The sequence below is a fragment of the Amycolatopsis sp. WAC 04182 genome (genome assembly GCF_003947465.1).
Lineage (GTDB): Bacteria > Actinomycetota > Actinomycetes > Mycobacteriales > Pseudonocardiaceae > Amycolatopsis.
Genome location: NZ_QHJJ01000004.1, coordinates 300,632 through 323,277, shown reverse-complemented (window position 1 = coordinate 323,277; position 22,646 = coordinate 300,632). Strand labels below are relative to the sequence as shown.

General features: G+C 67.0%; 11 protein-coding genes. 8 read left to right on the top strand and 3 right to left on the bottom strand.

Translation table 11 applies throughout. The features are described from left to right. Positions 1–151 precede the first annotated feature (151 nt). The 4 genes from DMH01_RS21725 to DMH01_RS21710 all read left to right on the top strand — a co-directional run bounded on the left by DMH01_RS21725 (position 152) and on the right by DMH01_RS21710 (position 15,083). On the top strand, positions 152–8,890 hold the full coding sequence (locus DMH01_RS21725; protein WP_125679097.1) for a LamG-like jellyroll fold domain-containing protein: 8,739 nt from the start codon (positions 152–154) through the stop codon (positions 8,888–8,890). Then, complete coding sequence (locus tag DMH01_RS21720; protein ID WP_125679096.1) at positions 8,862–9,413, top strand: hypothetical protein; 552 nt, start codon at positions 8,862–8,864, stop codon at positions 9,411–9,413. The genes DMH01_RS21725 and DMH01_RS21720 overlap by 29 nt, the downstream gene beginning before the upstream one ends. A 17-nt stretch (positions 9,414–9,430) precedes the next feature. Next, positions 9,431–13,858, top strand: coding sequence for a ricin-type beta-trefoil lectin domain protein (locus DMH01_RS21715; RefSeq protein ID WP_125679095.1), 4,428 nt, complete (start codon positions 9,431–9,433; stop codon positions 13,856–13,858). 61 nt (positions 13,859–13,919) lie between these two features. Next, a complete protein-coding gene (locus tag DMH01_RS21710; RefSeq protein WP_125679094.1) occupies positions 13,920–15,083 on the top strand; it encodes an epoxide hydrolase family protein in 1,164 nt (387 codons plus the stop codon). Positions 15,084–15,143: 60 nt separating this feature from the next. On the opposite strand, the gene DMH01_RS21705 is transcribed toward DMH01_RS21710, so the two are convergent. Then, complete coding sequence (locus DMH01_RS21705) at positions 15,144–15,746, bottom strand: bacterial proteasome activator family protein (RefSeq protein ID WP_125679093.1); 603 nt, start codon at positions 15,744–15,746, stop codon at positions 15,144–15,146. Between the two features lie 134 nt (positions 15,747–15,880). On the opposite strand from DMH01_RS21705, the gene DMH01_RS21700 reads away from it, so the two are divergent. After that, positions 15,881–17,080 carry a cysteine desulfurase-like protein gene (locus DMH01_RS21700; protein ID WP_125679092.1) on the top strand — a complete coding sequence of 400 codons (1,200 nt, stop codon included), beginning with the start codon at positions 15,881–15,883 and terminating at the stop codon, positions 17,078–17,080. Here the strand turns inward: DMH01_RS21700 and DMH01_RS21695 are convergent. Further along, a complete protein-coding gene (locus tag DMH01_RS21695; RefSeq protein ID WP_125679091.1) occupies positions 17,077–18,054 on the bottom strand; it encodes an NAD(P)H-quinone oxidoreductase in 978 nt (325 codons plus the stop codon). The genes DMH01_RS21700 and DMH01_RS21695 overlap by 4 nt on opposite strands. 80 nt (positions 18,055–18,134) lie before the next feature. Here DMH01_RS21695 and DMH01_RS21690 point away from each other — a divergent pair, with 80 nt between their 5' ends. The 3 genes from DMH01_RS21690 (at position 18,135) to DMH01_RS21680 (ending at position 21,237) form a co-directional block, all read left to right on the top strand. Beyond that, positions 18,135–19,676, top strand: a complete 1,542-nt coding sequence (locus DMH01_RS21690) for a M28 family peptidase (protein WP_199745582.1) — start codon at positions 18,135–18,137, stop codon at positions 19,674–19,676. 93 nt (positions 19,677–19,769) lie between these two features. After that, complete coding sequence (locus DMH01_RS21685; protein WP_125679810.1) at positions 19,770–20,591, top strand: helix-turn-helix domain-containing protein; 822 nt, start codon at positions 19,770–19,772, stop codon at positions 20,589–20,591. Between the two features lie 64 nt (positions 20,592–20,655). Next, on the top strand, positions 20,656–21,237 hold the full coding sequence (locus DMH01_RS21680) for a dihydrofolate reductase family protein (RefSeq protein WP_125679090.1): 582 nt from the start codon (positions 20,656–20,658) through the stop codon (positions 21,235–21,237). A 4-nt stretch (positions 21,238–21,241) separates the two neighbouring features. Here DMH01_RS21680 and DMH01_RS21675 read toward each other — a convergent pair whose 3' ends face one another. Beyond that, entirely contained in the window at positions 21,242–22,156 is a 915-nt protein-coding gene (locus DMH01_RS21675; RefSeq protein ID WP_125679089.1) for a neutral zinc metallopeptidase, read from the bottom strand. Positions 22,157–22,646: the final 490 nt, after the last annotated feature.

The following is a 22,646-nucleotide window of genomic DNA, read 5'->3' as shown; positions in this document are numbered from 1 at the left end:
ACTTCGTGGCCTGCTCCATTGACTGATCGTTTTACGCGCACTTAACGTTCCGCTCGGCGTCGGGGGACGACCGTTCGGTCCGTGGGGGTACGTCACTGTGGCGCGTGCACGTGTAGTCAATGCTGCGCGGAACTGGTTGATTCTCGGCCTCGTGCTGGCCGTTCTGCTTCCGGTCGCAGGTTCGGCCGTCGAGTACGCCAAACCGGCCGAGCCGTTGCCACTGGGGGCCTCACTTGATTCGCCCGAGCAGCGGCTCGGTACCGGGCCAGGCTCAGGGAGAGACGAGAGACCCGGGCTCGAGCCCCGGGACACGCCTCGCCCCGCCGGCGCGGTGGCCGATTCGGCCGCCGCGCCGCCTCAGGTCAACGGCGTGGTCAACGGTGGGCAACACGTCAAGCCGGCGCTCGAACAGCGAAGCGGGCTGCCCGCGATCGACCCCGAGGCCGTCGAACGGCCGCAGGACCGCACCGCCGACACCCAGACGTTCGAGAACCCGGATGGCAGCCGCACTCTTCGGGTGCACACCGGGCAGGCGAACGTTCGAGAGGCCGACGGTGGCTGGACTCCGATCGATCTGACCCTGCAAGCGGGCCCGGACGGCCGGTGGTCCCCGCGAAAGGCTCCCACGGCGGTCAGCTTCGCGCCGCTCGCGGACGCCAGGGAGGTAGCGACCGTCGGGTTGGACGGCGGGCACACGCTGGCCTACGGGCTCCAGGGAGCCGTCTCCGTGCCGGCTCGGCCGACCGATGACACGGTGACCTACCCCGGTGCTCTGCCGGATGTGGATCTCCGGTTGTCGGCCACCAACGGCGGGCTCAAAGAGGAGCTCGTACTGCACTCCTCGAAGGCGCGGTCGAGCTACGAGTTCACCTTGCGCACGGGCGCACTTCGCCCGCAGATCGTCGATGGCGACATCAAGCTGGTCGACCAGGCGGGTGTGACGCGAGGGGTCATTCCGGCCGGCTTCATGATCGACGGAAAGGTCGATCCGGTGACCGGGACCGGCGTCCGAAGCGAGGGCGTCCGGTACTCGCTCGCGCAGGCCGGTGCCCAGTCCTGGACCCTGCGCGTCGACCTGGATTCTGCCTGGCTGAAGGATCCGAGCCGCGTCTTCCCCGTCGTTGTGGACCCTAGTGTCGGGAAGGTCTGGGTCAACGACGACACCTACGTCAAGTCCGGTACGACCCAGAACCACTCGGGGAACATCGAACTCGAGGTCGGTTCGCCGAACGGCGGGAGGACGATCTCTCGGTCGTACCTGAAGCTCGAGTCGGTCTCCGCCGCCCTTCGGAACCAGTACATCATCGGGGCGACCCTCGACGTGCTGGCCGTTCATTCGTGCCAGACACGCCCGGTCACTCTTTTCGAGGTCACCCAGGGCTGGGGCAACAACGCCGTATGGCCGGGGGCGGCGGCGGGCCGGGCGCTCGCCACCGTGGACGTCCCGGCCCTGGGTGCCGGATGCGCCGGCCAGCACCTGACCAAGTTCGTCCTGCCGCAGGACATCGCCATCCAGTGGTCGCACGGAACGGCCCTGGGCAACGGTTTCACCATCCGTGCCGCGAACGAGGGCGACAGCGCGGCCTTCAAACGCTTCGCGTCCGCCAATACTCCTAACAAGCCGTACCTCGATGTTCGCTACGCGCCGGAGGGCGCCGCATACGAGCTCACCGACGTTCTCCTGCCGACCAACACGCGAGAGGGCACGTTCACCGCGAAGGTCACGAACCAGGGGTCGTCCACTTGGGCGGCCGGTGGCGGGTATCGGCTGGGCTATCTGGTCAAGCAGAACGGCACGGTGATCAAGACTTCGCAGGGAGTCCCGCCGGGCGTGGACGTGCCACCGGGTGGCCAGGCGACCATCACGGTGCCGCTGACCGCGTTGGCGCCGGGCGACTACGAACTTCTCCTGACCATGTGGAACCCCGCGAACGAGGATTTCCACGTCGTCTACGAGGTTCCTTATGGTTCGGCTCCGCTGAAGGTCCAGAACACGCCGCCAGGGTCCAACTACCAGCAACCCGGAAACGGCGCGACGGTCGAATCCTTGACACCGACCTTGTTCGCCAGGGCCGTCGATGACGACGACTGGCCGAAGAAGGGGTTCACGTTCCAGTTCCGGATCTGCACCGATGTCGCGCTGACCCAGAACTGCACGGATTCCCCGTGGGGCCCCGAAAGCTGGGTGCCACCGGCAGGCAAGCTGGTATGGAGCAAGACCTACTACTGGGGTGTCAAGACCCATGACACCGTGAGTCCGTCACCGAACTGGGTCGGCCCGTTGGCGCTGACCACGCGTGTCCCCCAGCCGGAGATCACCTCGCACCTCGCAGGCAGTCCGGACACCGTGAACGGTCCCGGTCTCGATCCGCAGATCGGGAACTACTCGACCGTCGTCACCGACGCCAGCGTCGCCACCGTCGGCCCGGACCTCACCATCACGAGGACATACAACAGCCTGGATCCCCGGCGGGACACCGCCTTCGGCGTCGGCTGGGCGTCCCGCCTGGACACCCGGCTCGTCCCGAACCGGTCCGCGCAGAACGTCGTCGTCGACGTCCTGCTGACCTATCCGAACGGAAGGCAGGCACGGTTCGGCCGAAACCCCGACGGCTCCTTCGCGCCGCCGATGGGGCAGAACGTCGACCTCGTTTACGACAGTGGCACCGGCTACTACACCCTCAGAGACGTCACCGGTAGCCGCTGGCTGTTCGACAACGCGGGCAAGCTGATCCGCATCACCGACCCGGCCGGGCTCACCGAGCACCTCGAGTACGACACCTCCGGACACGTGACGGCCGTGGTGAACGACGTCTCCGGACGGTCGCTGGGGATCACCTGGACGGGAGCGCACGTCACCAAGGTGCAGACGCCTCCGCCCGCTGCCGGGCAGGAGCCGTTGACCTGGACCTACACCTACGACGGCGACACGTTGACCGGTGTCTGCGCGCCTGGCGCGGCGCCGAACTGCACGAGCTACGGGCGTCTCGCCGGCTCGCACTACCGCAGTTCGGTCATGGACGACGGGCCGCGCGGGTACTGGCGGCTCAACGAGGACAGCGGGCCGACGACGGCGAGCGCCGCGGCCCGCACACCCGGTGCGGACGCGGGCAAGCAGAACGGCCTCGGCTTCGGGGCTGTCGGAGCACTCGGCGGTACGACCGACACGGCCGCGGTCTTCGACGGCATGGCCAGCCACCTGACCCTGCCGGACGACCTGCTCAGGGAGAACATGTCGGTCTCGGCCGAGCTGTGGTTCAAGACCGGAGCGAGCGGAACTCTGCTCAGCTATGCCGATCAGGCCTTCCCCGCCACCGCTCCTGCCAAGTGGCGGCCGCTGCTCTACGTGGGAATCGACGGCCACCTTTACGGTGGGCTGTCCGCCCGCAACGTGACCGGGCCGAGCCAGGTGGTCAGCACGAACCCGGTCAACGACAACGGATGGCACCATGCCGTGCTGACGTCCGCGGTCGACCGCCAGACGCTGTACCTCGATGGCGCGGCGATCGGGACGATCACCGGGCTGATCGATCACGGGACGCTGGGCAAGCTGGTGGTCGGTGGAGGCGTCGGAAAGAACTTTCCGTCGACCAACGGCGGTGACTTCTACTTCTCCGGTTCGATCGACGAGGTCGCGCTCTACCAGCACACCTTGAGTCCTTTCGCCGTCGCCCAGCACTTCGGCGCCGCGCGGACGATCGACCAGCTCACGAAGATCACCTTGCCGCAGGACGGCCGCGTCTTCGCCGAGATCGGCTACGACGACCGAGCCGACCGGGCCAAGGCGCTCACTGATCACGACGGTCGCAAGTGGACGCTCGATCCGCCGGTACGGAACAACGCGGAGCGCACGGTGACGCTGCGCGGCCCCTACCCGGAGTGGACGTACAAGTTCGACGCGGATCAGGGTGGCCGCCTCACGACGGTCATCCACAAGGGATTCGACAAGCATTGGGAGTACAACGAAAAGGGCTTCCTGAAGGCGACTGTCGACGAACTCGACAACCGGGTCGAGCAGACCACGGACGACCGCGGCAACGTGTTGAGCCGCAAGACCTGCCGGGCCGTGGGGTCGTGCAACACTTCCTACTTCACCTACGTCACTTCGTCGGATCCTCTCGATCCGAGGCGGGACAAGCTCGCCACCAGTTCCGATGCCCGCTCGTCGAGCGCCACGGACACCCGGTACCGGACGTCCTACGCCTATGACACGGCGGGCAGGCTCACCACGACGACGTTCCCGATCCCGGCAGGGCAGATCGCCGCGCCGACGGAGGTGCGAACCTACTCCAACGGTTCCGAAACCGCCGAGGGCGGCGGCAAGGTGCCCGCCGGGCTGCTGATCCAGGCCACCGACCGGCGAAACCAGGCCGCGAGCAACGCGTTCCGGGCGAACGGGGATCTGGCGTTCGCCAAGGACGTGATGGGGTTGGTCACGTCCTACACGTATGACGGTATCGGCCGACGGCTGTCGCAGCAGGAGGGCAACGCCGCCGGCGGTGTCTTCGGGATCCGGACCTTCGAGTACACGCCGAAATCCGAGATCGCGAAGATCACGGAACCGGCGGTGACCAACACGATCACCGGCGTGACGCACACTCCCGTCACCGGCAACGTCTACGACGGCAATGGAAACCTTCTGGAGACGACGGTCTCCGACGTGACGGGCGGAGACCTCGCTCGCAAGACCACTTTCGGCTACAACGCCTTCGATCAGCGGGTCAGCGTCAACTACCCGGATGGCGGTGTGGTCCAGTACGAGCGCTCGCCTGATCTGCTGAAGGTCGTCACCACCGATGTCCTCGGCACGAAGTGGACCGATCAGTTCGACGACGAGCGCCGCCTGTTGTCACGAGTGGCCAGTGGTATCGGGGCGGATCCCGCCACTTCGGGCATGGGCAGCTTGCGGGTGGAAAACCGAAGCTACGACCCCGCCGGGCGGCTCGAGCGGGTGCAGGACGCGATGAACCGGGCCACCCGGTACGGCTACTACGGCGATGGCCTGCTGGCTACAGCGACATTGGAGGGGTATCAGCCTCCGTCCGGGCCTGCCCGGGACGTCCTGCTGGAGCAACGTGTCTATGACCCAGCCGGGAATCTGACCCAACAGGTCACCGCGGGAAGCCGCAAGACGACGACGGCGTACGACCCCGCCGGATACGCCACAGAGTCCACAGTGGACCCGGACGGAGTGAAGCGGAAGACCACCTTCGTTCGAGATGGCGCGGGCAATCCCACACGCGTCTCCTCGACCGGTGCGGCCGATCCCGCGCGCGTCGAGACGACCGACTTCACTTACGCGCCCAACGGCAGTGTGCGCAGGCAGGACACGATCGCGTCGACGGGGCTGGTCCTGTCGTCGACCACGACCTTTGACGAGCGCGGGCTGGCAGTGGCGAGCACCGATCGGCGACAGGTCGAAACCCGCTACACCTACGACGCGACCGGTCAGGCTGTCTCGACGATCAAGCCTGCCGTGGACGTGTGGGTCAACGGCCAGAAGACCGCGAACGTGGAACTGAGCGAGTCGTTGGGGCGCAACACCTTCGGCGAGATCACCCAAGCCAAGGACAGCGCCGGGAACGTCACCACGACCGAGCGCGACAACATGGGCAGGGCGACCGCGGGGATTCTCCCCACCTACACGCCGCCAGGCGGTCAGCCGATCACCCCGGTGACGCGGACGGCCTATGACCGTGGCGGTAACGCACTCACGGTCACCGACCATTTGAACCGGACCACGACGAACACCTACGACCCCTATGGCCACGTACTCACCTCGACGTTGCCGCAGATCGGCGATACACCGTCGGTTCTGAAGTCCTCCTACAACGGGAACGGTGAACTTCTGAGCAGCACCGACGCGACCGGTGCACGCGAGGAGTTCACCTACGACGAGTTCGGCCGGCGGATCACCGCCACGCAGGTCGAACGTTATGGCGGCCAAAACGTCTTCTACACGACCCGGACCGGATATGACGACGCCGGGAACGTCACTTCGCAGACCACTCCGCAAGGCTTCGTCAGCACGAAGGCCTACAACGGTGCGAACGAGCTGATCAGCGAAACCGACGAGACCAACCGCACGGTGACTTACGGCTATGACGACTCGGGTCGGCAGAGCAGTGTCACCGACCCGACCGGTTTGGTCAGCAAGAGGACCTATGACCTGGCGGGCCGGATGACCGGAATCGCGCAGATCGTCGACGGCCAGCAGCAGCGTTCGTCGTCTTCCAGCTATGACGGCAACGGGAACGTGCTGCAGTCCGTCTCGGCGGAAGGCCGAACGGTCGACTACGGCTATGACTTCCTCAACCGGCTCGTCAAGCAGGTCGAGAAGGTCGACGCCACCAAGTCGATCACGACGTGGACCGGCTACGACCGGCTGGGCAGCCGCAGCCACTTCGTGGACGGCAAGGGCAATGCGACGGAGTACACGTACACCCCTTGGGGGCTGCCGGAATCGGTGATCGAACCGGCGGTCGCCGGTGCGACGCAACTCGGTGATCGTTCCTGGACCACCTCTTACGACGCAGTCGGACGCGCGACGAAGCTGGTCGCTCCAGGAGGTGTCACTCGCACCCGGGAGTACGACGACCAGGACAGGCTGACCACCGAACGCGGCGCCGGGGCGGAACAGGCGACCACGGATCGCACGTTCGGCTACGACCTGGCGGGTCGCGTCACGAAGGTCGGCAGCCCTGGTGGTGACACTCACTATCGCTACGACGACCGCGGCAACCTGCGGACTTCGCAGGGTCCCATGGGCTCCAGCGTGTACACCTACAACGGCGACGGGACTCTCGCGACGCGCGCGGACGCGGCCGGAACCACGACGTTCACCTACGACGCCGCGGGTCGGCTCTACTCGGCCGCGGACCCGATCAGCGGCCGGACGGTGGACTACCGGTACGACAACGCGGGCCGGCTGTCGCTGACCAAAGACCGAGCTCTGTCCGGGCGGGTCACTCGCAACATCGGTTACGACAAGCTCGGCAGGCTGGCGTCGGACAACCTGACGCAGTTCGACGACACCAGTGCACGAGTCGTGTTCGGGGACAGCTACGGATACGACAAGGACGACAAGGTCACCGCGAAGACCTCGACACGTCCTGGCGCGCCTGCCGCGAATGCCTACGGATACGACGGTGTCGGCCGCCTGACCTCGTGGACGGCTGGTACCCAGCAGACGACCTATGGCTGGGACGACGCGGGTAACCGATCGTCGGTCAACGGCGCGGCTTACTCCTACAACGAGCGAAACCAGCTCTTGTCCGGTGGCGGCGCCGCGTACACCTACACGAAGCGCGGCACCGTTTCCGCGGTGACGCGTGGGAGCACCACGACGACGAGCGGGTTCGACGCCTTCGATCGTCTGGTCACCCAAGGCGCGACCAACTACCAGTACGACAGCAAGGACCGCGTCCACACCCGCAACAACGTCACACTGACCTACGACGGTCTGTCGAACGAGTCGGTCACTGACGGCATGCGCACCGTGTCCCGGCTTCCCGATGGAACCGCGCTGGGCGACAAGGCCGGTGCCGGTGGGAAGTTGCTCTATGCCGACAGGCACGGCGACGTCGTCGGGCGTTACCTCGGTGCGGTGGTCGACGGCCAGCGGACGTTCGATCCGTTCGGTGTCGTGACGACGTCGTCGGGCGACACCTCGAACCTGGGGTACCAGGGAGACTGGACCAGTCCGGATTCCGGCGACGTCAACATGACGGCGCGGTGGTACTCGCCGGAGCGCGGTGGGTTCCTTTCGCGGGACGACTGGGAACTCGCTCCCGATCCTTCGACGGCTACCAACCGCTACACCTATGGCAATGGGGACTCCGTAGGGAATGCCGATCCCAGCGGACACAATGTCATTTGCAGCGTCGCGGGGCACGTCATTGGATCGTATTGGGGCTTCTTCGGTGGGCTTATCGGTGGGCTTGTCGGGGACGCGGCCTGTGCAGAACCAGTGGCCGACGCCGAATGCAGGCAGTGTCAGCAGCAAAGGCCGAATTACGGACGGTACGACCGGACAGATCGTGATTGGCATAGTCAAGAGATTAGAAGTCTCAACGATTCGCGAAGAAGTAGGCCCTCGTCGCAAGCGACGATGTCCGGACGTTATGAGCCCGGAGTTCGTAAGCATGGGGGACGACGGGTTGTAATCCGGCGGCCTTTGCCGCCTCCTCCACCCCCTTGGATAAAAGAAGCGCTGCGACCGGCAGACCGCTTGGCGCCCGGCGCTACTGTTGTCGATCTGGTTGACGCCAGGGATGCCACGAATGAGCGGACCATTATTCGAGATCCGAACGAAGGGTATTCGGATGACGCCAATGAGATAACGCAAGATGCAGAATCCAGGCCGACAAGCCCCGGCGGCCAGGAAGACTATTCCTATCCGGATTTCTGTGGGCAGTTCGGGATGGCGGAGAATCTTCCGAAGTACGCTGATATGCAGCCTGCGGTAGCCCGTGATGGCACTACTGGCATGCGCGCAGTTGGCGGTTCGGTTTGTCTGACTTCTACCAGGAAGCGCAGTGGTAGCCCTGATGATCCGTTTGGGTACGAAACAGGAATGCATCGTGGCCATCTGATCGCGTCGATGTTCTGGGGCACTAACGACGTAAAGAATATCGTCCCTCAGTGGCCGACTGTTAACATTCGTGACTTTCTGCACTCTATCGAGATGAAGACCAAGCGGACGGTGAACGGAACTCCCAGTGAACCTCCGCAGAAAGTTTTCTACAAAGTCACTGCCTCATATTCTGGCTCCAGTCCGGTGCCGCGAAGCATTAAAGCCGTGGCCATTGGCAGTGGAGGCTACTATTGCGAGGTTTTGATTCTCAATATTGAGGAAGGAAATGACCCAAGACCAAGATGTGGCCCATAGGTTGGCGCGTATTCTCGGGCGCCATGCTTCGGTCGTGGAACGACGACTCTCCTGGGAGAGTGTGCAAGAAAGGTTGGGATGTCCCGTCCATGAAGACTTCAAGGTCATATGTGAAATTTTCCCTTCTGGGTCATTTGGTGGCATTATAAATTTCTACAACCCTGTCCAATCGAAGGAGTGGCGAGAGACCTTCTTTGGGGTGGTTGAATCGAAGGGAGAAACGTTTCGGTATGCGCGCGAGCAGATACCGGAGGAATTTCCACATTTCTATCATCCAGAGGAAGGCGGCATGGTTCCGTGGGGTCACGGAGATCAGAATACATACTTCTGGTGCCCCGGCTCGGTCGCTTTGACGACGGTTTTCATTGATAATCATGGAGACGGGTGGGGCGAGTTTTACGGGACGATTGCAGAATTCTTAGTCGAGCTTTTCGATGGCGGCTTCCGTCACGAAGTTTTGCTGGACAACTTCAATGACAGACGTTTCTTTGACGAATTTTCATCGAGTGAATTTCACTATTGAGTGAATCGGAAGGAAAAATGAAGACATTGCGACGTGCGGCCCTGGTAGCCGCCACCATGTCCTTGGCGGTGAGTGGCTTCACGTTGCCTGCCGGCGCGGCGCCACCGGGCGACGCGCCGGTCGCGGAATCGGTGGCCGGGCAGAGACCCAAGGAGCGAGTGGCCAAGGATCAGAACGGCCACGTGCTCCTCTACGTTCACGGTCAGAACGAGTCCGACCTCCGAAACGCGGTCAAAGCGGTCGGCGGTACGGTTTCCGCCGCACAGCCCGGACGGATCAGGGCGGCGGTGGCAGAGGACAAGGTCGACCAACTCGCGAAGCAGTCGGGCGTTCGCGAATTGAAGCGGCCGACCAGAGTGCTTCCGTCGAGCGTGACTTCCGAAGGTGTCGTGCCTTCCGGGGCCCAGGCATGGATCGACACGAACAACAAGGGCGCCGGGGTGAAGATCGGCATCCTCGATGTCGGTTTCGCGGGCCTTGCCGCCGCTCAGGCAGCCGGTGAGCTTCCGAGCGGAACTCAGCTCGTCACCAACGGTTCGAACTGTCTCGACGCGACGATGGACGACCCGCACGGAGTGAACGTCGCGGAGATCGTCCACGACATGGCGCCCGCCGCGCAGCTCTATCTCGCGTGCGTCGAGGACGACATGGGATTCGCGCCTGCCGCGGATTGGCTGCAGCAGCAGGGTGTGCAGATCATCAGCGCGGCGATCGCGGTTCCGGGAGCCGGGCGTGGCGACGGCACCGGGCCGGACGTCAACAGTCCGGCCCAGGTCGTCCAGCGGTCTCGCCAAGCCGGAATCCTGTGGTCGACGGCGGCGGGCAACTACGGCGAGCGGCATTTCGCCGGCCAGGCGGCGGACCGGACCGGGGCCTCCACCTGGGTCGAGTTCAGTGGTGCTTCGGAGGTCAACAGCTTCTCGGTCGGTTCGGGACAGCCTGCGACGGTGACTCTGCGCTGGGATGCCTGGCCGGTCACGACGAAGGACCTCGACCTCTACATCACCGACTGGTCGTCCGCTCCGACCGGTCCGAACGATCCGCATGTGGTGGCTCGGTCGACGCTCGCTCAGCGTGACACCGCCGGAGGGGGTGCGCCGGTCGAAGAAGCGACCTTCACCAACGATTCCGGCTCCGGTGGCACTTATTACGCCTGGGTCAAGAACAACAACGCTCCCTTCACCACGAAGTTCGACCTCTACCTCTCCAAGCTCGGGGAGACCGGGGGCCTCCAGTGGTCGACTCCGGCGGGAAGCATCGCGGAGCCGGCCAGTTCTCCCTACGCGCTCGCCGTCGGAGCGACCAAACCCGCATCGGGGCAACTCGAGCCCTACAGCAGCCATGGCCCGACGGTCGACGGCCGGACCAAGCCAGACATCACCGGCTTCGCCGGCGTTTCGACGTTCACCAAAGCGCCGAACCTCTTCACCGGGACCTCTGCGGCCGCCGCACACGTGGCCGGGGTGGCAGCCCTGTTCAAGGGCGCGAACGCGCAGCTGGACGCCACGCAGTTGGAGTACTTGCTCAAGTCTCGCGCGAAAGCGGTAGCGGGCGGATCGCCCAACGACTGGGGCGTCGGTGTGCTCTGGGCCGGTTCGCCGGGATCGGCTGTCGCGGCGCAGCCGGGTGGCTACACCGCGATGACGAACCCGACCCGGATTCTGGACACCAACACCGCGGTCGGTGGACACCAGCGGCGCTTCACCGCGGGTGAGACCTTCGCGCTGACCGTCCCCGGTGCGCCGGCCAATGCGACGGCGGTCGTGCTGACCGTGACCGCCGGCCTCGCCGACGGGCCCACGGAACTGCGGTTCACCGCCGGCAACCCCGGCGCCGCTCAACCGATCCGGTTCCCGGTGCAGACCAGCAGGCAGACCACCCTGACCGTCATCGTTCCACTCGGCGGTGACGGGGCCGTCCGGATCCACAACACCGTCGGCACGCCTGGGATGACGGTGGATTTCGCCGGCTACTTCAGTCCTGATGGTGTGGGCACCTACACGGCCAAGGCGGGAGGGGCCAGGCTTCTCGACACGAAGGACCTCGCATCGGTGAAGAACACGCCGCTCGGCGGAGGTGAGGAGATCGCGGTTCAGGTCCGTGGTGTGTCGGGTGTTCCGGCCACCGCGACCTCGGTGGTGGTGAACCTGACGGCCGGTCAGTCGACGGCGGGGACCTTCATCTCGGCGTACCCGCAGACCTACACGCCCGACACCAGCAGCGTCTTCATGAACGTCGGCCAGCGACGGTCCAACGTCGCCTTCGTCCGGATCGGTGACGACGGGAAGATCCGGCTGCGGAATTCGGCCGGCTTGGCCCATCTCGCGGTCGACCTGCTGGGTTGGTTCGCCCCCGGCGAGGGGGCGAAGTTCGTCCCTGCCCTCGGGACCAGCCGGGTGATCGACACCGGCACCGGCACCGGGGTCCCGATGGGGACCTTGAAGCGCGGCGCCACCGTGACCGCACAGGTCGCCGGGACGGCGGGAGTCCCGCTCGGCGCGACCGGCGTGGTGATCACCGGATCGGCGGCGGACAAGGTGATCAGCACAGGCGTGTCCTTCTTCGCTCCTGAAACCGGATTCGCCAACGCGCCTGCTCTGCAGGCCGACCAGGGAAAGACGGCTCCGGTCACGGCACTGGTCCCGCTGGGCCCGAGCGGGAAGCTCAGTGCGGCGAACACCGAAGGGGAGGCCGAGCTCACTGCCGACGTGACCGGCTACTTCGTCGGAGGCCCCGCAGCCGCTCCGGCGGGGAACTGTGTCAACGCGAACCTCGAACCCGGCTTCAGTTCGCTCATGGACGGCCGGGCCGAGTCTTCCCTCGCTCGCTGGGGAACGACTTCCGCCGCGCAGGACGGTTGTGAATTCGGCACGCTGGCCGGGACCGCCGGACCGTGGAACCCGTCCAACCTGTTCGACAACGACTACACGCTGAGGGTCGACTGGAAGGCGACGGGCGCGAACTCGCAGTCGGCCGTGCACGTCGGGCTTCCCCGTGGTCCTGGCCCCGCCGCGGCGCAGATCGCGATCGGCGGAGCCTCGGCGGCACCCACGGACGCGACCGGGGCGATCAAGGGAATCAAGGCCCCGATCGCGACGGCGGCGAAACCGGTCGGGGAGTGGAACACCTTCGAGATCACCGTGGCCGGTCCCAAGGTGACGGTGTTGCTCAACGGCACCAAGGTGAACGAGTACACCGCGCCGTCGATGTTCAACCGGCGCTCCTACGTCCAGCTCTCCGGCCACGGAACCGGTGACCAGGTCAAGTTCCGCAACCTGAGGACGCGCTCGAACCGGGTCTCGATGAGTGGCCTGGTGACCGGTGTCGGCGGCGCTTGCCTCGACCTGTCCGGTGGCGTGCCGACCAACACCACGGTCCATATGTGGACTTGTTCGGGCTCCGTCGCCCAGCAGTGGACGGCCGGGGACACCGCGCTCCACGTCGTCGGGCAGTGCCTCGACGTGCAGAACGGCGCTACATCGGCCGGTTCTCGCGTGGTCGCGGTGGGCTGTGCCGGATCTTCGACACAGGAATGGCAGATCTTCGACGATGGCCGGATCTTCAACCTCGCGGCCGGACGCTGTCTGTCGGCGGCCGGTTCGGCGGACGGCGCGGCCATCACCATCCAGGACTGCAACGGCCAGGCACAGCAGATCTGGAAGATCTCCGAACGGTCCGCCCCCGCGGGTCAGCTGACCGACGGGTTCGGTGCCTGCCTCAATGTCACCGGACGTGCCGTGGGCAACGGAGCGGGCATCGGGACCACGGGTTGCATCGCGTCCCTGTCGGACACCTGGACCCTGGCGAAGGACGGGAGCATCCGTGCGCTCGGCCGTTGCCTCGATGTGAAGAACGGTGCCGTCGCGGACGGGACCCCTGTCTGGTCGTATCAGTGCACCGGTGACGCCGCTCAGTTCTGGCAGCTCCGGCCCGACGGATCCCTCGTCAATCCGAAGTCCGGGAAGTGTCTCGACTCGACGCAGGGGCCGACCACGGTGACGATCCAGACCTGCACGGGTTCGCAGCCCCAGTCCTGGAGCGTCGTCCGGTCCTTCCCGCACAAGGGGCGGATCGTCGGGGTGACCGGCAAGTGCGCGGACGTGTACTACAACAACGACGCGAACGGCACGGCGATCAACCTGTACACCTGTAGCGGATCCACCGCGCAGCAGGTGCTGGTGCAGAACGACGGCACCATCAGGATGAAGAGCCGCTGCCTGGACGTCACCAACGGTGCCACCGCGAACGACACGCCGGTTCAGCTCTGGGACTGCAACTACGGGACGGCCCAGCGCTGGTTCCAGCGCCCGGACGGCATGATCGAGAACACCGGTTCCGGCCGATGCCTCAGCACGCTGGGCGGCGGGGACGCGGACGGTACTCGTCTGACGATCTACGACTGCCGGCAGTTCGCCAACCAGCGTTGGGGAATCGATTTCGAGTAGGCGCTAGACCAGGGAGGATCGAGGACCGTATCTGTCCTCGATCCTCCCTACCGTCGGTCCCATGACCGATGAGATCACCCCGTTCACGATCGCCGTCCCGCAGCGCGACCTCGACGACCTCGCCGCCCGCCTGGCGAACACGCGCTGGCCGGACGAGATCGACGGCGTCGGCTGGAGGCTCGGGACGCCGCTCGGGTACCTCCAGGAGTTGGCCGAGTACTGGCGGCTTCGCTACGACTGGCGTGCCCACGAGGAGCGACTCAACGGGTTCCCGGGTTACTTGACGAACATCGACGGCGCGAACGTCCACTTCCTGCACGCGCGGTCTCCGGAGCCGGACGCGATCCCGCTGGTGCTCACGCACGGCTGGCCGGGGTCCATTGCGGAATTCCTCGACGTCGTCGGCCCCCTCTCCGACCCGCGCGCGTACGGCGGTGACCCGGCGGACGCGTTCCACGTCGTCGTGCCGTCGCTGCCGGGGTTCGGGTTCTCGGGGCCGACGACCGACGCGGACTGGGGCACCGGCCGGATCGCGGATGCCTGGGGAGTGTTGATGTCGCGCCTCGGGTACGAGCGGTTCGGGCTGCACGGCGGGGACTGGGGCGCGATCGTGTCGCGTGACGTGGGCGTCCGGTGCCCGGAGCGGGTGATCGGCGCGCATCTGACGATGGTGCCGCACGCGGTGCCGGAGTCCGAGGCCGATCTCGCGGGGCTCACCGGTGACGAACTGGCGCGGGGAGAGGCGGCGTTGGCGCGTGGGCTGGAGTTCCAGACCGGCGAGCTGGGCTACGCGATGATCCAGGCGACCAAGCCGCAAACGCTTGCCTACGGGCTCACCGACTCACCGGCCGGGCAGCTCGGCTGGCTGGTGGAGAAGTTCAAGTCCTATTCGGACTCGCGGGACGTGCCGGAGGACGCGATCGATCGCGACGATCTGCTCACCAATGTGATGCTCTACTGGCTCACCGGTACGGCGAACTCGTCTTCGCGGATTTACGCCGCGCTGGGTCCGGCTTGGGGGGAAGGGCCTGCGAAGTCCACAGTGCCCACCGGGGTGGCGGCGTTCCCGAAGGACACCGGCCTGCCGATCCGGCATCTCGCCGAGCGCACCGACAACATCGTGCACTGGTCCACTCCGGACCGCGGGGGTCACTTCCCCGGGCTGGAGGTGCCGGATCTGCTCATCGGAGACCTGCGGGCGTTCTTCCGGCCGCTGCGCTCCTGACTGCCATGAAAGGTCCTTTACTGGCGAAATTTGCCAGTAAAGGACCTTTCATGGCGCGTGTCAGAGGTACTGGCCCGGTCCGTGCGACTCGCCGCCCGCCCCGTGCCCGCCGAGGGCGCCGCCTGCGGAAGGCCCGGCCGGGAGCCCGCGCCGCATCTGCTCCAGCTGCACCCGCGCGGCCATCTGCTGCGCGAACAGCGCGGTCTGGATGCCGCTGAACAGCCCTTCCAGCCAGCCGACCAGCTGCGCCTGCGCGATCCGCAGTTCGGCGTCGGAGGGCGTCGAGTCCTCGGTGAACGGCCGGACCAGCCGCTCCAGCTCGTCCTGCAGTTCCGGCGCCAGCGCCTGCTCCAGCTCGCGGATGGAGGTCTGGTGGATCTCGCGCACGCGGTTGCGGCTGGCGTCGTCCAGCGGCGCGGCGCGGACCTCTTCCAGCAGCTGTTTGATCATCGTGCCGATGCGCATCACCTTGGCGGGTTCCTCGACGAGGTCGCCGAGCGACTCTTCCTGAGAGGCCTCGTCGTCGGAGCCGGGGGAGGCGATACGTGCGGTGCCGACCGGGGTGCCGTCGGGACCGACGACCACCACATGGTGTGGGGAGTCTCCGCCGCCGTCACCGGGGGTGGTCGATTCGCGGGAAACTGGGTCGGTCATGTGCTCCATCCTGGCCTACGTCGGGCGCGAAGCGCAGTGTGGTTTTCGGCGCCGTCTCCGAGCGTAGCGGGAATCGTCGCACCCCGTGGTCGGGCAGCCAACCCCGGGTAAAGCGCCAAACCGCACGTCCGTACGGTGTCCCCATGGCGTTCGACGTCGCTCGTATCCGTGGGTTGTTTCCCGCGCTGGGTGACGGCTGGATTCACTTCGACGGCGCCGCCGGAATGCTCGTACCTGAACAGGTCGCTTCGGCCGTATCCACGGCCATGCGCGCTCCGGTGTCCGGACCGGGTGGAGCGTTTCCGGCCTCCCAGCGTGCGGAAAGCATTGTCACGGCCGCTCGCCGGGCGGTCGCCGACCTGGTCGGCGCCGATCCGGCCGGAGTCGTGCTCGGGCCCAACGCGCCCGATCTCATCCGTCGTCTCGTCGACGCGATGGCCGACCGCTGGACGATCGGCGACGAGGTCGTCGTCTCCCGGCTCGACGAGGAGGCCAACCTCGCGCCGTGGCGCCGCGCGGCGAAACGCGTCGGCGCGGTCGTGCGCTGGGGCGAGATCGACATCGAGACCTGCGAGCTGCCCGCCTGGCAGTACGAGAACCTCGTTTCCGCGCGCACCAAGGCCGTCGCGGTGACGCTGGCGTCCGGTTCGGTCGGCACCCGGCCCGACGTCCCGACGGTGATCGAGTTCGCCAAACGGGTCGGCGCGCTGGTGGTCGTCGACGCGACGTACGCGGCGCCGTTCGTCCCTCTGGACTTGAACGCGCTCGGCGCCGACGTGATGGTGGTTTCGGCGCAGGCCTGGGGCGGGCCGTCGGTGGGGGCGCTGGTCTTCCGCGATCCCGAGCTGCTCGAACGCCTGCCGTCGGTGTCGCTCGATCCGGCCGCGCGCGGTCCGGCCCGGATGGAGCTGGGGCCGCACGCGTACCCGTTGCTGGCCGGTCTGGTCGCGTCGATCGACTATCTGGCCGGTTTGGACGACGCCGCGATGGGCTCGCGGCGCGAGAAGCTCGTGACGTCGCTGGGGTCGGCGAAGTCGTACCACGCGGGACTTCTGGCGCAGCTGTCCACGGAACTGCGGTCGCTGCGGCACGTGATGGTCATCGGTGACGCCATGCGCAGGATCCCCGCGCTCGCGTTCGCCGTCGCGGGCAAGAAGGCGCCCGAGGTCGCCGAATACCTGGCGTCCCAGGGACTCTGCGCCTTCGCCGACGACGGTACGAGCGGTGTCTTCGGGTCGCTCGGCGCCGCCGAAGTCGGCGGCGCCGTCCGCATCGGACTCGCGCACTACTCGAACGTCTTCGAGGTCAATCAGCTCGTCCGGGTGCTGGAAGAAATCCGCTAGGACTTCGCCGCCAGCAAGACCTTGCCGAAAACCGTGCCGTCTTCGAGCGCGCGGTGCGCGGCGGCGGCTTCGGCCATCGGGACGACCTGTCCGACGATCGGTTTCACCGAACCCTGCTCCACCAACGGCCACAGCCGCTCGCGGACGTCGGCGACGATCGCCGCCTTCTGTTCCAGCGGCCGTGAGCGCAGGCCCGCGCCGAACAGGCTCGCGCGTTTGCCCATCACCTTGCCGATGTTGAGCTCGCCCTTGACCCCGCCCTGCATCCCGATGATCACGAGCCTGCCGTCCATGGCCAGTGCGTCGAGGTTGCGGTCGAGGTACTTGGCGCCCATGTTGTCGAGGATGACGTTCGCGCCGCCGGTCTCGGCGCGCAGGACCTCGACGAAGTCCTGCTCCTTGTAGTTGATCGCGATGTCGGCGCCGAGCTGACGGCAGCTCTCCAGCCGGTCTTCCGAGCCCGCCGTCACCGCGACCGTCGCGCCGAGTGCCTTAGCGACCTGGATCGCGTGCGTGCCGATGCCGCCCGCGCCGCCGTGGACGAGCAGGACCTCACCCTCGGACAGGCCGGCGTGCATCACCACATTCGCCCAAACCGTGCACGCGACTTCGGGCAGTCCGGCGGCCGCGAGCAATTCGACTTCGGCGGGAAGCGGAAGCAGTTGTCCGGCCGGGACGGCGACCTTTTCGCCATAGCCGCCACCGGCGAGCAAAGCACAAACTTCATCGCCGATTCGCCATCCTTCGACGCCTTCGCCGATTTCGGCGACGGTGCCCGAACATTCGAGTCCGAGAATTTCGCTCGCACCCGGCGGGGGAGGGTAGTTTCCCTGGCGTTGCAGCAGGTCAGCGCGGTTGACGGCGCTCGCGGCGACGTCGAGGACGACTTCGCCTTCACCGGCCACGGGATCGGGGACCTCTGTCCATTCGAGAACATCGGGTTCGCCGGGCTCACGGATGGTGATCGCGTACATACCACCGACCCTATCCCGGTGTCATAAAGTCCGCCGAACGTCGGTTGACCTGTGGCGCAAACCACACAAAGGTGACGCCCATGTCATATTCGCGAAGAAGCATTGTTCCCTCGATCGTGGTGGCGGCCACCGCCGCGCTCACGGTCGGGATGGCTCCCGCTGCGACAGCGACCACGGAAATCGACGGTCCCGCGCTGGCGAAGCAGCTCGTCAACAAGGTCAACGTGAACAACGTCAACCGGCACTTGATCGCGTTGCAGCGGATCTCCGACGCGAACGGCGGCCGCCGCGCCGCCAGCACCGAGGGGCACAAGAAGTCCGCGGAGTACATCGCCACCAAGCTGGAGCAGGCGGGCTTCGCGGTCACGCGGCAGGAGTTCCCCTTCACCTACGCGGAAACCCTCGCGGAGAGCCTGACCGTCGCGGGCACCGACGTCCCGGTGATCATCATGTCCTACAGCCCGTCGACGCCCGCGGGCGGAATCACCGCGCCGCTCGCGGTGGTCCCGGTCGACGACACCAGCGGCTGCGAAGCGGCCGACTACGCCGGCGGGGTCGCCGGCAAGATCGCGCTGATCCAGCGCGGTGGCTGCTCCTTCGCGCAGAAGCAGGCGACGGCCGCCGAGGCGGGCGCCCTCGGCGCGATCGTCTACAACAACGTCCCGGGCCCGGTCAACGGCACCCTGGGCGACCCGGCCGCGGGCAAGATCCCGACCGGTGGCATCACCCAGGCCGACGGCCAGGCGCTCGCCACCAAGGCGGGCGCCTCGGTCACCCTCGACCTGCGTGCCTTCCAGGAGGCGCGGACCAGCTACAACGTCCTCGCCGAGACCAAGACCGGCCGCAAGGACAACGTCGTGATGCTCGGCGCCCACCTCGACAGCGTCACCGAGGGCCCCGGCATCAACGACAACGGCACCGGTTCCGCCGCGCTGCTGGAGACCGCGCTGCAGCTGGGCAGCAAGCCCAAGGCCAACAACGCCGTCCGCTTCGGCTGGTGGAGCGCCGAGGAGTTCGGGCTCGTCGGCTCGACGCACTACGTCAATTCGCTGACCTTCGAGCAGCAGCTCGACATCGCGCTCTACTACAACTACGACATGATCGGTTCGCCGAACGCGGCGTACTTCGCCTACGACGGTGACAACTCCGACGGTGTCGGCGAGGGCGCGGGACCGTACGGCTCGGGTCAGCTCGAAAAGACCTTGGTCGACTACCTGCAGCTCGGCAAGGGTGTTCCGGTCGAGGGCACGGACTTCACCGGCCGCTCGGACTACCAGGGCTTCATCCGCGCCGGTATCCCGGCCGGTGGCCTGTTCACCGGTGCCGAAGGCGTGAAGACCGCCGCACAGGCCGCCAAGTGGGGCGGTAGCGCCAATGTTCCTTACGACAAGTGCTACCACCAGGCCTGCGACAACCTCGGCAACGTCGACCGCGTCGCGCTCGACCGCAACTCCGACGCCGTCGCCTGGGCGCTGGGCGTGTACGCGACCAGCACCGAGAACATCAACGGTGTCTCGGGTGCCAGGGCCGCGAAGGCGCAGGAACTGCGCGCGGCCGAGCGGTCGCAGCAGCGGAGCATGACGGCTTCGGTCCACGCTGACGACCACCACGTCGCCGCCTGATCCGAATACCGAAATACCCGGAGCCCCCTTCCCCGCGTCTGGCGCGAGGAAGGGGGCTTCGGCGATGCTGTGCCTGTGGATTACGTGTCCAGAGTGCCGCGGCCGCCGCTGGACGGGCTGATCGACGACCTCTACTACCTGGCGGGCGCGCCGCCGTACGCCCGGCTGACGCTGCCGCCGATGCCCGGCGCGTTCCTCATCGTCAACCTCGGAGCGCCGTTCCGCATCCGCGCCGGCACCGACATCGAGACGGCCGAGTACGCCGACGGCTGCGTGGTCACCACGCCCACCCGCGCGCTGGACTTCGGCTATCCACCCGGGACCCGGTCCGTCGGCGTGCATTTCAAGCCGTGGGGGCCGTCGTCGTTCCTGCCGATGCCCGCGGCCGAACTCTGCGACCGGCCGGTGACCCTGGAACAGGTTTGGGGCAGGCCCGCCGTCGCCGAGCTGCGGGACCGGCTGGCCACGGCGGACGGACCGCCCGAGATGCTGACGCTCCTCGAGGAGGAGCTGATGCGACGGCTGCGCGAGACCGCCGGCCTGGAGCTGGTCCGCCAGACGAGCACCGTTCTCGCGGCGACCGGCGGGGCGGCGGCGATCGGCGGCCTGACCGTGGCGGCCGGGGTCGGCAGCACTCACCTGGCGAAGCGGTTCAAAGAACTCGTCGGCGTCACGCCGAAACGGCTGGCCCGCGCCTACCGCCTCACCGCCACCGTGTTCGCGATCGACCCCGCCGGGCCGGTCGATTGGGGCGACCTGGCCAGCGGGGCGGGTTACTTCGACCAGGCCCACTTCGGCCACGAGTTCCGGGAGTTCACCGGGCTCACGCCGACCAGGTATCTCGAAGTCCGGCGGCGGTTCCTGCGCGAACATCCCGGCCACGCGCTGGACGGGTGGCCGCTGCCCGTCGAGTGATTTCTTACAAGAGAGACGGCTCGCGACCGGCTAGTTTCGGGGCACCCCAAGCAGAGGAGAGCCCGTGGGCAAGGTGGTCATGTACGGCTCGGTGTCGGTGGACGGCTTCATCGCGGACGACAGCGACCAGCCCGGACCGCTGTTCGACTGGTTGACCGGCGGCGACGTCCCGTTGGACGACAGCGGTGCGCTGAAGGTGTCGCAGACGTCCTACGACTACACCCGGCCGTACTGGGACGAGATCGGGGTGACGATCGCCGGCCGCCACGTCTTCGACCTGACCGACGGCTGGGACGGGAAGCCGCCGAGCGGGATCGACCACGTGGTCGTCGTGACGCACCGGCCCGCGCCCGAGGGCTGGGATCCCCAAGCGCCGTTCCACTTCGTCGACGGCGTCGAGGCGGCCGTCGCCAAGGCGCGGGAGCTCGCGGGTGACCGCGTGGTCGAGGTCGCCGCGGGCGACGTCGGTGGCCAGGCGCTGGCCGCGGGCCTCGTCGACGAGGTGCGCATGGACGTCGTACCCGTGGTGTTCGGGTCCGGCAAGCGCTACTTCGGGTCGGTCCAGGCGCGGCACCTGCTGGAGGATCCCGACGTGGTGCTCCAGGGCGAGCGGGTGCTTCACCTGCGTTATCGGGTGCGCCGCTGAGGTCTCAGCCCAGGCTTTTGGCCGCGAAGGTGTCGCACCGGGCCGGCTCGCCGGTCTGGAAGCCGGTGGTGAACCACTTCTTCCGCTGCGCCGAGGTGCCGTGGCTGAACTTCGACTCGTCGACCCGGCCGCCGCCGAGCTTCGACTGGATGTAGTCGTCACCGATCCGCGAGGCGGTGTCCAGCGCGGAGTCGATGTCTCCCTGGCTGACCTCGGTGATCAGCGGCCGCCCGGATTCGGTCGGGGTGGTCGTGGCGTGATTCGCCCAGACACCGGCGTAGCAGTCGGCCTGCAGTTCGAGCCGCACCGAACCGGACGTCGGCCCGCTCCCGGTGCCCTTTTTGGACACTCCGGTGAGGTTCTGCACGTGGTGCCCGTATTCGTGGGCCAGCACGTACGCCTCCGCGAACGGCCCGCCCTGCGCGCCGAACCGGGTGCGGAGTTCGTTGAAGAAGCCGAGGTCGATGTAGACCTCGGAGTCGCCAGGGCAGTAGAACGGCCCGACGTCCGAAGTCGCGCTGCCGCAGGCGGTGTTCACGCCGCCGTTGAAGAAGTTGGTGACGGCCTTGCGGTAGGTCGACCCGGACCGCTGGAACTCCTGCCCCCAGTAGTCCTGGATCGAGTTGATGATGGCGACGATCGCGCAGTCGTGGTTCCGGTTCGCGTCCGCGCCGGTCCGGCATTCCTGCGACAGCGACGTGTTGTCCATCTGCTGTCCGGTGCCCACGCCGCCGAGCCCGCTCGACGACGGGTTCAGGCTCACGCCGCCGAACTGGGAGAACAGGAAGTAGATGACGAGGCCGACCACGCCGAGCCCGCCGCCGCCGAGTGCCACCCGGCCGCCGATACCGCCGCCACCACCGCCGCGCAGGTCCTCGACCTCGGAGGTGTCCAGGCCCGCGCCTTCGTCGAATCGCACGGGGGAAAGCGTAGCCGGAAGACCCCGGATATGCCTGGGTGCGGCCACCCGGAGCGGCCGCACCCAGAACTACCGAGGTTGTCTTGTTCCGATCGCCGGTTGGCCGCGATCACCGGGCCGGCGCCGGGCACTGCCGAGGCGGTCGAAGAGGCCGCGAACCCGAAACAGGCCGGAGTGACGCCGAATGCGCGAGAATTGTCGAGCGCATCTTGAGATGCCCGCGCTCATCGCTGTTCGCAGTCGCGACCGACCCGGTCCTTTCCGTTCCGGTCGCGGGGACACAGCAGGCGGTCAACCGCGAGAATCACCCGCCATACCACCACCTGACCCTTCCCGGCTGGGGAGCAGGTCGGCGACCCTTCGAGGAGATCGCCCGTTACTTGCCCGACCATCCGCTGACAAGCAGAATGCGCCTTTTCGCGCCGAGTCTCAACCTTTTCGTAACCCTCCTTCGGGCGAATGTCCCGCCGGGTTTTTCACGGGCCGAAAA

What these genes read in the sequence shown, in the direction of transcription:
- DMH01_RS21710 (WP_125679094.1), top strand. Translation starts at nt 13,920, where the DNA reads ATGACCGATGAGATCACCCCGTTCACGATCGCCGTCCCGCAGCGCGAC.
- DMH01_RS21720 (WP_125679096.1), top strand. Translation starts at nt 8,862, where the DNA reads ATGACCCAAGACCAAGATGTGGCCCATAGGTTGGCGCGTATTCTCGGG.
- DMH01_RS21705 (WP_125679093.1), bottom strand. Translation starts at nt 15,746, where the DNA reads ATGGAGCACATGACCGACCCAGTTTCCCGCGAATCGACCACCCCCGGT.
- DMH01_RS21695 (WP_125679091.1), bottom strand. Translation starts at nt 18,054, where the DNA reads ATGTACGCGATCACCATCCGTGAGCCCGGCGAACCCGATGTTCTCGAA.
- DMH01_RS21690 (WP_199745582.1), top strand. Translation starts at nt 18,135, where the DNA reads ATGTCATATTCGCGAAGAAGCATTGTTCCCTCGATCGTGGTGGCGGCC.
- DMH01_RS21715 (WP_125679095.1), top strand. Translation starts at nt 9,431, where the DNA reads ATGAAGACATTGCGACGTGCGGCCCTGGTAGCCGCCACCATGTCCTTG.
- DMH01_RS21700 (WP_125679092.1), top strand. Translation starts at nt 15,881, where the DNA reads ATGGCGTTCGACGTCGCTCGTATCCGTGGGTTGTTTCCCGCGCTGGGT.